Genomic DNA, 12,539 nt, shown 5'->3' with positions numbered 1-12,539 from the left:
GCCAATAAGGCCGGACTCACATTCCAGGGAGGAATGATTCATGCGCTATCCGCGCTTCCGTTCGCTGCTGCCGCTCGCCGCGGCCTTGCTTTTCCCCTTCCACGTCCTCGCGTCGGCGACCTCGCCGGAGGCTTTTCCACGGACGAACGCCGCCAGCATGTCGACGCGCGACGGTCAGGCCGTCGCCGCGGAACTGCAACGCCGTTTCGACGACTTGCGAGAAGACTGTGGCTCGCCGACGGCCGCGCCCGTCGAATGCTCCGGCGTGCTCCTGCGGGCGACCGCATGGAAGCCCGGCGAGCACTCGTGGCTCGCTCCGGGCCGACCGGCGGGCGTCTCGTTCTCGTGGCTGCGCCAGGATGCGAACTTCACCGGCGCGTACGCGGTGAACGGTTTCATCGTGCATCCGGCGCAGGTCGCGGCTGCGCTGGGGTACGCGCCCCTCGTTTCCCGTTGCGTCTATTACATCAACGCGGTGACCAGCGGTGAGACGGTCGACCGTTGCCGCACGCAGTGCGACGAGTGGGGCGTGATGACCGCCGAGCAGTTCGTCGAGCGCTTCCCCGTGCAGACCTACGGTTGCGCCTTCCGCGCGGTCGCGCGTCCATTGATGGAGGACCGGCCGGCCCACGCCTGGATGCAGATGGTCGGGGTGCGGCGCATCTATGCCTACGGGGGCATCGACGAGGTGATCGTGGCTCCGTATGACGACATCGGTGACGCCATGCCCGTCGAAGCGTTCTTCTATTACGTCGATTCGCTCGGCAGCGGTCTCGACAGTGCGCAGAAAGACCAGGTCGACTTCCGCGAGACCACGGGCCGGTGGGTACCGGTCATCCGCTGGATGCCGGCGGCATCGATCGGAGAGCGAGCCATGTTCGATTACGTCGAAGGCGATCAGGCCATACTGGACTGATAACCCGTCGCTCGCATCGAGCTGTCGAATCGGGTAGCAAAGGAAGCCGGCTCCGGCCGGTTTCTTGTTGCGTGCCGATAACGCTCCGTCGCGCCTACGCCCTATGGCAAATCGACACCCTTCGCCCTACGTCGCAACGTAAAGCCGCAGATGGCAGCCAGGGACGGACGGGTCATGAGGATGTATCGGTGTTTCCTGCTCGCGTGCATCGCGATGCTGGGCGTGTTGAGTGCATGTCAGGAGCCTGGCGCGGAGCGGCGAACCGGCGAGGCGGTCGCCAAGGAACTGCAGCGACGCTTCGACGATACCGCGACCGACTGCGGTTCCCGTACGTCTCCTGCGGTTGACTGCTCAGGGGTTCTCCTTCGCGGCGGCCCGTTCGTGGAAGGGCAGCACTCGTGGCTGCCGCGTCCGGATCAGACCGCCGGTATCTCCTTCTCGTGGCTACGTCAGGATGCCAACTTCGGGACACCGGCATGGTTCAACGGGTACATCGTGATCCCTGCGCAGGAGGCGCGGCGCCTGCGCCTCGCGCCACTCACCTCGATGTGCATCTACGTCATGAACGCCGCGACGAGCAGTGAGAAGGAGGATCGCTGCCGGACGCGCTGCGACGACCCTACGATCGGCATCACCACGGCTGCCCAGTTTCTCGAACGCTTCGAACCGGGTTCCTGGGGCTGCCCGTTTCGCGGACTCGCGCGGGACGGCAATGACGACGTGGCGACGGCATGGATGCAGCCCGCCGAGATCCGCAAGGCCTGGCGCTACTTCGAGTGGAACGAGGTCATCGTGGCCCCCTGGAACACGAACGTCGGTGACAGGATGCCGCTGGAAGCCTTCTTCTACCTGAGTAACGAACAGGTCAGTGGGCTCCCGGATGCGAAGAAGGACCAGCTTGACTTCAAGGACGCCACGGGTCGCTGGGTGCCGTTGATCCTTCTCACGCCTGCGGCGTCGATGGACGAGAGGGCGACATTCCGCTACATCGAGGCCGATCAGGCGATTCTCGACTGACGTTGCGAGCGCCCCTGCGTTGATCGGGCAGGGGCGCGCGGGGGATCAGACCTCGAGGGTCGCGAGGTCGCCCTTGTCTTCGAGCCACTGCTTGCGATCGCCGGCGCGCTTCTTCGCCAGCAGCATGTCCATGAGTTTCTGCGTGCCGTCGTCCGGATCGACCGTGAGCTGCACGAGGCGACGTGTGTCCGGATGGATGGTCGACTCGCGCAACTGGGCCGGGTTCATCTCGCCGAGGCCCTTGAAGCGCGTGACCGAGACGGCGCCCTTCATCTTTTCGCGCTCGACTTTCTCCAGCATCAGGCGCTTTTCTTCCTCGTCGAGGCAGTAGAACACCTGCTTGCCCACGTCGACGCGGAACAGCGGCGGCATGGCGACGAACACGTGGCCCTCGCGGACCAGCGCCGGGAAGTGACGGAGGAACAGCGCGGAGAGCAGCGTGGCGATGTGCAGGCCGTCCGAGTCGGCGTCGGCGAGGATCACCACCTTGCCGTAACGCAGACCGGTGAGGTCGTCCTTGCCGGGATCGCAACCGATCGCCACCGCGAGGTCGTGCACTTCCTGCGAGGCGAGCACCGCGCCGGACTCGACTTCCCAGGTGTTGAGGATCTTGCCGCGCAAGGGGAGGATCGCCTGGAAATCCTTGTCGCGGGCCTGCTTCGCGGAACCGCCCGCGGAATCGCCTTCGACGAGGAAGAGCTCGGTGCGCGTGAGGTCGGTCGCCGCGCAATCGGCGAGCTTGCCGGGCAGGGCGGGGCCCTGGGTGATCTTCTTGCGCACGACCTGCTTGGCGGCCTTCAGGCGCGCGCTCGCGCGTTCGATCGCCAGCTGGGCGATCTTCTCGCCGAGGTCGACGTGCTGGTTGAGCCAGAGGCTGAACGCGTCGTGCACCACGCCCTCGACGATGCCGGCGGCGTTGCGCGAGGACAGGCGTTCTTTCGTCTGCCCGGCGAACTGCGCGTCCTGCAGCTTGATGCTGAGCACGAACGCGAGACGCTCCCAGACGTCTTCCGGCGCCAGCTTCACGCCGCGCGGCAGCAGGTTGCGCAGATCGCAGAATTCACGGATGGCGTTGGTCAGGCCGGAGCGCAGACCATTCACGTGCGTGCCGCCCTGGGCCGTCGGGATGAGGTTGACGTAGCTCTCCTGCACCAGCTCGCCTTCGGGCAGCCAGGCGAGAGCGACGTCGACCGCGTCGGTTTCGCGCGCGAAGTGCTTGACGAAGAGATCGGCGGGCAGCGCTTCGGCGCCCTGCAGTTCGCCGCGCAGGTAATCGGGCAGGCCGTCCTCGAAATACCATTCGGTCGTCTCGCCGGTGGACTCGTCGAGCAGGCGCACCGTCAGGCCCGCGCAGAGCACGGCCTTGGCGCGGAGCAGGTGCTTCAGGCGCGAGACGAGGATCTTCGGCGTGTCGAAGTATTTCGGATCGGGCCAGAAGCGCAGCGTCGTGCCGGTCTTCTTCTTCGGCACGCTGCCGATGACCTCGAGCTCGCTGGCGCGGTCGCCGTTGGCGAAGCTCATGCGGTATTCCTGCGCGTCGCGACGGATCGTGACGTCGACGCGCGTCGACAGCGCGTTGACCACCGAGACGCCGACGCCGTGCAGGCCGCCCGAGAACGCGTAGTTCTTGTTCGAGAACTTGCCGCCCGCGTGCAGGCGCGTGAGGATCAGCTCGACGCCCGGCACCTTCTCTTCCGGGTGGATGTCGACCGGCATGCCGCGACCGTCGTCGGTGACTTCGACCGAGCCGTCGTTGAACACGGTGACCTCGATCGTCTTCGCGTGACCGGCGAGCGCCTCGTCGACCGAGTTGTCGATGACCTCCTGCGCGAGATGGTTCGGCCGCGCGGTGTCCGTGTACATGCCGGGACGGCGCTTGACGGGGTCGAGACCGCTGAGGACTTCGATGTCTGAGGCGTTGTAGCGAGTATTCATGAGGTATCGAGGCCGTTCGTAGCCGGGCAGGATGGGGTTTGCCCCACCGGATGGTCAAGGGTCGCAGCGATGCGTATCAGGCGATGAGACGCGACGCGGCGCCGGATCGCCGATACGATCGGCTCCCACCCTTTGGTAGAGACGCTGCTACCAGAGGGTGGGAGCCGATCGTATCGGCGATTTCCCGCACGGTTTCACAAGGGCGCGCAGTGCCACTCCAGCCATTCGCGGTCCGCGCCATCGAGCAGGGGCGACAGGGCGGCTCGTACGGTGGCGTGGTAATCGTCCAGCCACGCGCGCTCGGACGGTTCGAGCAGGCGGGGCTCGAGGCCGCGTCGGTCGAACGGGCAGAGCGTGAGGGTCTCGAAGGCGTAAAACTCGCCGAACTCGGTGCTGTCCGCCTGCGTCACCACGGCCAGGTTCTCGTGGCGAATGCCGTAACGGCCCGGTTTGTAGAGACCCGGTTCGATCGAGGTGATCATGCCCGTCTCCAGCGGAACGAGCGCGCCACCCGCCACCGGTGGCCGGATCCCGTGCGGGCCTTCGTGCACGTTCAGGAAGTAACCCACGCCGTGTCCGGTGCCATGACCGAAGTCCATGCCCGCGGCCCACAGGGGCGCGCGCGCCAGCGCGTCGAGCTGCGGGCCGCTCGCGCCCTTGGGAAAGCGGGCCCGTGACAGGGCGATCATGCCCTTGAGCACCAGCGTGGAGTCGCGCCGCTGCTCGTCGGTCACCGGGCCGAGCGCGAGCACGCGCGTGATGTCGGTGGTGCCGCCCAGATACTGGCCGCCCGAATCGACCAGGAGCAAACCGCGCGCGGCCAGCGGGCTGAAGCCGGCGGGCGTGGCGCGGTAGTGCGGCAGCGCGCCGTTCGCCTGGTAGCCGGCGATGGTGGAGAAACTCTCGCCGACGAAGCCCGTCTGGGCGGCACGCGCGTCGCGGACGATCGTGTCCACGTCGAGTTCCGTGAGGGGCTCGCCAGCGGCCAGGCCGGTTTCGATCCGGCGGAAGGCGCGCACGAGCGCCGCGCCATCCCGGCGCATCACGTCGCGGATGTGGTCCAGCTCCTCCGGCGTCTTGCGCGCCTTCTGCGCGGTCGACGGGCTCGCGGCCCGGATGGAGGTGACGCCCACCGGCAGGCCTTCCAGCAAAGAGACGACGACGCGCGCGGGGTCGTACATCAGGGCCGCCTCGTCGGGCAGGGCGGCGATGGCGGAGGCGGCGGTGCCGTAATCGGCCAGCGCGATCCCATCGGCGGCGAGCGCCGTCCTGACGTCCGCCGGCACCTTGGCCGCGTCGATGAACAGCGTCGCCGCCGTCTCGCCGACCAGCAGGTGGGCCACGAAGACCGGATTGAAGTCGACATCGGCACCGCGCAGGTTCGTCAGCCAGGCGATGTCGTCGAGGCTGGAGAGCAGGTGATGGGTGGCCCCGGCGCGGCGCATCGCGCTGCGCACGTGGCGGAGCTTGTCCGCGCGCCCGATGGTCGCGAACGGCGCCGCATGGGCGAAAACGGCCGCCGAAGGCGGCGCGGGGCGATCGGCCCACGCCGAGCCGGCGAGGTCGAGGTCCGTGCGCAGGCGGGCGCCGGCGGGTTCGAGCCGCTTCTCGAGGCCCTCGGCGCCCGCGACCGAGAGGCTGTCCCCGGCGATGGCGATGGTGTCGCCCTCGCCGAACCGCTCCGCCAGCCACGCCACGTGCTCGGGCGTGTGCGCCACGTTCAGCTTCATGAGGGGGAGCCCGCTGCCGGCCAGTTCGGCCTCGGCCTGCGAGAAATAGCGCGAGTCGGTCCACAGCCCGCCGCCGTCGGCGGTGACGACCAGTGTGCCGGCCGAACCGGTGAAGCCCGAGTACCACTCCCGGGCCTGCCAGCGGGCCGGCAGGTATTCGGAGAGATGGGGATCGGCGGTGGGCACGACGACGGCGGCGACGCCTTCGCGTGCCATGGCGGCGCGCAAGGCCTGGAGGCGGGCGGGGATGGGGGATGGGCTCATGGCGCAATGGTACGGGAAGCGGGGGCGGGGGAAGGGAAATGGGGGTGCGAGCGCGGCGGGCGGTTGAGGGAGCGGGCGACTTCGCGCTGGCGGTGCGCGTTCCGGACGCCTGCGGCCCCCTCGGGCGATCGTACTTGCGCCCCCGCTGCCCATCCCCCGACTCCCACGTCCACGCGCCCCGCTACTCGCGGGCCGCCGCACACTTAGGTAAAATACAAATTTCCAGCACTGGCTGCTCGCATGACTCCCCTGATTTTCGTCACCGGCGGTGTGGTGTCTTCCCTCGGGAAAGGCATCGCAGCGGCTTCGCTTGCGTCCATTCTCGAGGCGCGCGGTCTTTCCGTGACCATGATGAAGCTCGATCCGTACATCAACGTGGATCCGGGCACCATGAGTCCCTTCCAGCACGGCGAGGTGTACGTCACCGACGACGGCGCGGAGACCGACCTCGACCTCGGCCACTACGAGCGTTTCGTCCGCACGCGCCTGACGGGCAAGAATTCGATCACCGCCGGCAAGATCTACGAATCGGTGATCCGCAAGGAGCGCCGCGGCGACTACCTCGGCGCCACCGTGCAGGTGATCCCGCACATCACCGACGAGATCAAGCACTCCATCCACGAGGCCACCCGCGGCTTCGACGTGGCGCTGGTCGAGATCGGCGGCACCGTCGGCGACATCGAGTCGCTGCCGTTCCTCGAGGCGATCCGTCAGCTGCGCATCGAGCACGGCCCCGAGAAGTGCATGTTCGTGCACCTCACGCTCGTGCCGTTCATCAAGGCCGCGGGCGAGATCAAGACGAAGCCGACGCAGCACTCCGTGAAGGAGCTGCGCTCGATCGGTATCCAGCCCGACGTCCTCCTGTGCCGCTGCGAAGAGCCGCTGCCCGACGGCGAGCGCCACAAGATCGCGCTGTTCACCAACGTGCCGAAGAACGCCGTCATCAGCACGGTCGACGTCGACGTCATCTACAAGCTGCCGATGTGGCTGCACGAGCAGGGTCTCGACGAGCTCGTCATCAAGCGCCTCGGCCTCGACGCCGGTCCGGCCGACCTCACGAGCTGGACGCGCACGGTCGAGGCCGTGGAGCATCCGCGCGACGAGATCACCGTCGCGATCGTCGGCAAGTACGTCGAGCACAAGGACGCCTACAAGTCGCTTGGCGAAGCGCTGCGTCACGGCGGCATCAAGCAGTCGACGCGCGTCAACCTGGAATGGGTCGATTCCGAGGACGTCGAGGCGCGCGGCGCCCGCGCGGTGCTCGGCGGTGCAGACGCCATCCTCGTCCCCGGCGGCTTCGGCAAGCGCGGCTTCGAGGGCAAGATCCTCGCCGCGCAGTTCGCCCGCGAAGCCGGCGTGCCGTACTTCGGCATCTGCTACGGCATGCATGCCGCGGTCGTTGAGTTCGCGCGGAACACCGCCGGCCTGACGCAGGCGGATTCGAGCGAGAACGATCGCAACACGCCGGATCCGGTCATCGCGCTGATCACCGAATGGACCACGGCCACGGGCGAGACCGAAGTGCGCAGCGAGCGCTCCGATCTCGGCGGCACCATGCGCCTCGGCGCGCAGGAATGCCGTCTGAAGTCCGGCACGCTGGCCCGCGAGCTCTACGGCGAGGACGTCGTGCGCGAGCGTCACCGTCACCGCTACGAGTTCAACAATCGCTACCGCCAGTCGTTCGAAGACCTCGGCCTCGTGATCTCGGGCAAGTCGATGGACGACCTGCTGGTCGAGATCGTCGAGCTGCCGCGCCAGGTCCACCCGTGGTTCCTCGGTTGCCAGGCGCATCCGGAGTTCACCTCCACGCCGCGCGAAGGCCATCCGCTGTTCATCGGCTTCGTGCGCGCCGCGCGCGAGTACAAGGCGGTCCGCGAGGGCGAGAAGCTCGCCGTCCGCTCCGAAGAGTCCGCGGCGTAAGACGCCGCACCGGGAGCGGCGTCCGATCGCCCCCGGGAACGGTATGATTGACGGGATCCGGCGCGCCTGCGCCGGCCATGCCAACGGTGGGGCCACGTGCCCCGGGGAGACGGGCTGGATGAGCGACGACAACGGGATCCACGACGCGGGCGCGGGGCGCCAGCGTGCGGCGCGTCTGCCGCAGTCGGGTCACGGCATCGCGTCGTTCGTCATCGCCATCGTCTCCGGCCTGGTCATCGTCGCCGGCATCGGCTTTTCCGCGCTCATGATCGCGTCGGGCGAGTCGGACCAGCACCTGCCGGTGTTCGGCGTCATCGGGCTCGTCATCTGCGTATTCCTCATCCTCTCGCTCGTCGGCCTGGTCCTCGGCTTCATCGCCCTGCGCAGGCAGGATCGCCGCCGCACGTTCGGCGCGATCGGCTTCGGGCTAAACACGCTCATCCTCGTCGGGACCGCCGGCCTCGTGCTGGTCGGTACCTTCTTCAGTCATTCCAACTCGTAACGGGAACCGCATGACCACGTCCATCACCAAGATCCACGCCCGCGAAATCCTCGATTCCCGCGGCAATCCGACCCTCGAAGCCGAGGTCACCCTCGCCGACGGTTCGTTCGGCCGCGCGGCCGTCCCCAGCGGCGCCTCGACCGGCACGCGCGAGGCCGTCGAACTGCGCGACGGCGACAAGAGCCGCTACGGCGGCAAGGGCGTGACGAAGGCGGTCGCCAACGTCAACGGCGAGATCGCGAAGGCGCTCGCGGGCTACGACGCGGCCGACCAGAAGGGCCTCGACGACAAGCTCATCGCCCTCGACGGCACGGACAACAAGGGCAAGCTCGGTGCCAACGCACTGCTCGGTGTGTCGATGGCCGCCGCGCACGCCGTGGCCGCGTCGAAGAAGCAGGCCCTGTGGCAGTACCTGATGGTCGACGGCGGCGGTTCGCTGCCGGTGCCGATGATGAACATCATCAACGGCGGCGCCCACGCGGACAACAACGTCGACGTCCAGGAGTTCATGGTGCTGCCCGTCGGCGCGCCGAGCTTCGCGGAGGCGCTTCGTTACGGCGCCGAGATCTTCCACGCGCTGAAGGCGGTGCTGAAGGGCCGCGGCCTCAACACGGCGGTGGGCGACGAGGGTGGCTTCGCGCCGAACCTGAAGTCGAACGTCGAAGCGCTCGACACGATCCTCGAAGCCGTGAACAAGGCCGGCTACAAGGTCGGCAGCGACATCCTCCTCGGCCTCGACGTCGCCAGTTCGGAATTCTTCAAGAACGGCAAGTACGACCTCGAAGGCGAGGGCAAGGTGTTCACGCCGGAGCAGTGGGTCGACACGCTGGCGTCGTGGGCGAAGCAGTATCCGATCGTCACGATCGAGGACGGCATGGCCGAGGGCGACTGGGACGGCTGGGCGCACCTCACGAAGGTCGTGGACGGCGGCATCCAGCTCGTCGGCGACGATCTGTTCGTGACCAATCCGAAGATCTTCCAGGAAGGCATCGACAAGAAGATCGCCAACGCCATCCTGATCAAGGTCAACCAGATCGGCACGCTGTCCGAGACGCTCGAAGCCATCGCGATGGCCGACCGCGCGAAGTACGCCGCGATCGTCTCGCACCGCTCGGGCGAGACCGAAGACACCACGATCTCCGACATCGCCGTGGCCACCACCGCGACGCAGATCAAGACCGGTTCGCTCTGCCGCACGGATCGCGTGGCCAAGTACAACCAGCTGCTGCGCATCGAGGAAGCCCTCGGCGCGAAGGCGACGTACGCCGGCCGCAACGCGTTCCCGAACCTGTCCAAGCTGCCTGGCTGAGCCTTGTCTTGAGCAACGCGGCCATCCTGCGCTGGATCGGACTGATCCTCGTCGTCGTCCTCATCGCGCTGCAGCTGAAGCTGTGGGTCGGCGGTGGGGGCGTCGCCGAGGTCGAATCGCTGCGTGCCTCGGTCGCGAAACAGACCGAGGAGAACGAGGGGCTGCAGAAGCGTAACCAGGCGCTCGCCGCCGACGTCGAAGACCTCAAGCACGGCGAACAGGCGACGGAAGCGCGCGCGCGTCAGGAGCTGGGGCTCGTGAAACCGGGCGAAACGTTCTATCAGGTGGTGGAGCCGGGCGCCGCGACGAGCGCGCCGCCGCCTCCGCCGCCCGTCACCGCCGGCGACCAGTGATGGACGCGCTCTGGTGTGTGATTCCGGCCGCCGGTCGCGGCGTCCGGGCCGGCGGCGACCGGCCGAAGCAATACCAGCCGATCGGCGGCAAGCCGATGATCCGGCACACGCTCGAGCGACTGGCGGCCCATCCGCGCATCGCCGGGATCGTCGTCGCGCTGGCGGCGGGCGATACCGCGTTCGAGGGCGTCGAGGCGGTCGGCGGCAAACCGCTGCGCACCGCGACCGGGGGCGGCGAACGCAGCGACTCCGTGCTGGCCGGGCTGCTGGCGCTGCCCGCGTCCGTGCCCGACGAGGCATTCGTCCTGGTGCACGACGCCGCGCGTCCGTGCGTGCGCGCGGCCGACATCACGCGATTGATCGAGGACGCCTCGCAGCGTGACGGCGGCCTGCTGGGAGCGCCCTTGCGCGACACGCTCAAGCGCGCCGACGCGGGCTGTCACAGCGTCGCCACCGAACCGCGCGAAGGTCGCTGGCGGGCCTTCACGCCGCAGATGTTCCGGCGTGGCGAGCTGACCCATGCACTCCGCCTTGCCGCCGGCGCGGGTATCGTGGTGAGCGACGAGGCGATGGCCATGGAGCGGGCGGGCATCGCGCCGCTCCTGGTGGAAGGATCGGAAGACAACATCAAGGTCACGACGCCGGCGGATTTCGCGCTGGCGGAATTCCTGCTGGAGAGGACACGGTAATGCGCATCGGCCAGGGATTCGACGTCCACGCGTTCGGCGAAGGCGACCACGTCATGCTGGGCGGCGTGCGCGTGCCGCACGGGCAGGGCGTGCTGGCGCACTCGGACGGTGACGTCGTGCTGCACGCGCTCTGCGACGCGCTGCTCGGCGCGCTCGCGCTCGGCGACATCGGCAAGCACTTCCCGCCGTCGGACGAGAAGTGGCGCGGTGCCGACAGCCGCGTGTTCGTGCGCGAGGTCGCCGCCATGCTGGCCGAGCGCGGTTACGAGCTCGGCAACGCCGACATCACGGTGATCTGCGAGGCGCCGAAGGTCGGCCCGCACGCGCATGCCATGCGCACGATCGTCGCCGACGACCTCGGTGTGGACATCGACCGCATCAGCATCAAGGCCACCACCACCGAGACGCTCGGCTTCACAGGGCGCCGCGAAGGCATCGCGGCGCTCGCGACGGTGCTGGTGCTGCGCGCATGAGCGAGAACGAACCGCGGGCCTCGACGCCACGCCTGCACGACAGGCTCGAGGCCATCACGGAGTTGCTGCGCCGTCGTGAAGGCCTGCTCGAGTTCGCGGGCGGTGCGCCGGACGGCGACGACGCCGCGCTCGAAGCCACCGACGCGGAGCTCCAGGCGCGCCTCGACGAACTGCATCCCGCGGACCTCGCCGACGTCCTCGAATCGCTGCCGCTCGAAGATCGACTCGCGGTCTGGCAGCGCGTGCGCTCCGATCGCGACGGCGAGATCCTCCTCGAAGTCTCGGACTCCGTGCGCGAATCGCTGATCGCGGACATGGACGACCGCGAGATCCTCGCGGCGGTCGAGCCGCTGGACGCGGACGAACTCGCCGATCTCGTCGACGACCTGCCGACCGAGGTGCTGCCGGAACTGATGGCGAGCCTCGACGCGACGGAACGCGAACGCGTGCAAGCCGCGATGTCCTACGAGGACGACCAGGTCGGCGCGCTGATGGACTTCGACATGGTCACCATCCGCGAGGACATCAGCCTCGAAGTGGTGCTGCGCTACCTGCGCCGGTTCGAGGAACTTCCCGCGCAGACGGACAAGCTCTTCGTGGTCAATGCAGAAAGCGTGCTGACGGGCGTGCTTCCGCTGCACTGGCTGCTGGTCAATTCGCCCGAGAAGATGGTCCACGAGATCATGGCGCCGGACGTGAACACGTTCCGGCCCGAGGACGACGCGTACGACGTGGCGCAGGCGTTCGAACGCTACGACCTCGTCACGGCGCCGGTCGTCGATTCGCAGCAGCGCCTCATCGGGCGTATCGCGGTGGACGCGATGCTCGATTTCATCCGCGAGGAAAGCGAGACCGAGGCGCTGTCGCGCGGCGGTCTGCGCGAGGAAGAAGACATCTTCGCCTCCGTGTGGAAGTCGGTGCGTAACCGCTGGGCGTGGCTGGCCATCAACCTCGTCACGGCGTTCATCGCCTCGCGCGTGATCGGCCTGTTCGAGCACTCGATCGAGAAGCTGGTGGCGCTCGCCGCGCTGATGCCGATCGTCGCGGGTATCGGCGGCAATTCGGGCAACCAGACCATCACCATGATCGTGCGCGCGATGGCGCTCGAGCAAGTCGGCGTGTCGCAGGCCAGGCGGCTGTGGCGCAAGGAGCTTGGCGTCTCCCTCGTCAACGGCATCGTCTGGGGTGGCGCGATCGGCATCGTCGCGTGGCTGCTCTACGGCAGCGTGTCGCTCGGCCTCGTGATGACCGCCGCGATGACGCTGAACCTTTTGCTGGCCGCGTTCATGGGTGTCGGTATCCCGATGCTGATGGTCAAGCTCGGCCGCGATCCTGCGCTCGGCTCCAGCGTGCTCATCACCGCCATGACCGATAGCGGCGGTTTCTTCATCTTCCTCGGTCTCGCCACGCTGTTCCTGCTGTAGGTCTATC

11 protein-coding genes are annotated in these 12,539 nt (G+C 68.0%); 9 read left to right on the top strand and 2 right to left on the bottom strand.

The window, feature by feature from the left end; translation table 11 throughout:
* Window positions 1–40: 40 nt before the first annotated feature.
* Together BMY69_RS10275 and BMY69_RS10270 are read left to right on the top strand one after the other, a co-directional pair.
* On the top strand, window positions 41–916 hold the full coding sequence (locus BMY69_RS10275; protein WP_090177728.1) for a hypothetical protein: 876 nt from the start codon (window positions 41–43) through the stop codon (window positions 914–916).
* 150 nt (window positions 917–1,066) lie between these two features.
* Complete coding sequence (locus tag BMY69_RS10270) at window positions 1,067–1,933, top strand: hypothetical protein (protein ID WP_143070454.1); 867 nt, start codon at window positions 1,067–1,069, stop codon at window positions 1,931–1,933.
* A gap of 45 nt (window positions 1,934–1,978) precedes the next feature.
* Here the strand turns inward: BMY69_RS10270 and parE are convergent, their stop codons facing one another.
* Window positions 1,979–3,868 (bottom strand): DNA topoisomerase IV subunit B, encoded by a 1,890-nt coding sequence (gene parE / locus BMY69_RS10265; RefSeq protein ID WP_090054303.1) that lies wholly within the window; start codon window positions 3,866–3,868, stop codon window positions 1,979–1,981.
* Between the two features lie 194 nt (window positions 3,869–4,062).
* A complete protein-coding gene (locus BMY69_RS10260) occupies window positions 4,063–5,862 on the bottom strand; it encodes an aminopeptidase P family protein (protein ID WP_090177723.1) in 1,800 nt (599 codons plus the stop codon).
* Window positions 5,863–6,102: 240 nt separating this feature from the next.
* On the opposite strand from BMY69_RS10260, the gene BMY69_RS10255 reads away from it, so the two are divergent.
* The 7 genes from BMY69_RS10255 to mgtE all read left to right on the top strand — a co-directional run bounded on the left by BMY69_RS10255 (window position 6,103) and on the right by mgtE (window position 12,532).
* Window positions 6,103–7,782, top strand: a complete 1,680-nt coding sequence (locus BMY69_RS10255) for a CTP synthase (RefSeq protein ID WP_090054299.1) — start codon at window positions 6,103–6,105, stop codon at window positions 7,780–7,782.
* Between the two features lie 118 nt (window positions 7,783–7,900).
* Window positions 7,901–8,284, top strand: coding sequence for a hypothetical protein (locus BMY69_RS10250; RefSeq protein ID WP_090177721.1), 384 nt, complete (start codon window positions 7,901–7,903; stop codon window positions 8,282–8,284).
* Window positions 8,285–8,294: 10 nt separating this feature from the next.
* Window positions 8,295–9,593, top strand: coding sequence for a phosphopyruvate hydratase (gene eno / locus BMY69_RS10245; RefSeq protein ID WP_090177718.1), 1,299 nt, complete (start codon window positions 8,295–8,297; stop codon window positions 9,591–9,593).
* A 23-nt stretch (window positions 9,594–9,616) separates the two neighbouring features.
* Window positions 9,617–9,946, top strand: coding sequence for a cell division protein FtsB (gene ftsB, locus BMY69_RS10240; RefSeq protein ID WP_090055805.1), 330 nt, complete (start codon window positions 9,617–9,619; stop codon window positions 9,944–9,946).
* Window positions 9,946–10,635: a 2-C-methyl-D-erythritol 4-phosphate cytidylyltransferase gene (gene ispD, locus BMY69_RS10235; protein WP_090177715.1), complete on the top strand. Its 690-nt coding sequence runs from the start codon at window positions 9,946–9,948 to the stop codon at window positions 10,633–10,635. Before ftsB ends, ispD begins: the two co-directional genes overlap by 1 nt.
* A complete protein-coding gene (ispF, locus tag BMY69_RS10230) occupies window positions 10,635–11,108 on the top strand; it encodes a 2-C-methyl-D-erythritol 2,4-cyclodiphosphate synthase (RefSeq protein WP_090054290.1) in 474 nt (157 codons plus the stop codon). The genes ispD and ispF overlap by 1 nt, the downstream gene beginning before the upstream one ends.
* Window positions 11,105–12,532, top strand: coding sequence for a magnesium transporter (mgtE, locus tag BMY69_RS10225; protein ID WP_090177712.1), 1,428 nt, complete (start codon window positions 11,105–11,107; stop codon window positions 12,530–12,532). Before ispF ends, mgtE begins: the two co-directional genes overlap by 4 nt.
* The last annotated feature ends 7 nt before the right edge of the window (window positions 12,533–12,539 follow it).

The sequence above is a fragment of the Luteibacter sp. UNC138MFCol5.1 genome (assembly GCF_900110505.1).
Taxonomy (GTDB): Bacteria; Pseudomonadota; Gammaproteobacteria; order Xanthomonadales; family Rhodanobacteraceae; genus Luteibacter.
This window is presented reverse-complemented; position numbering and strand designations above follow the sequence as displayed.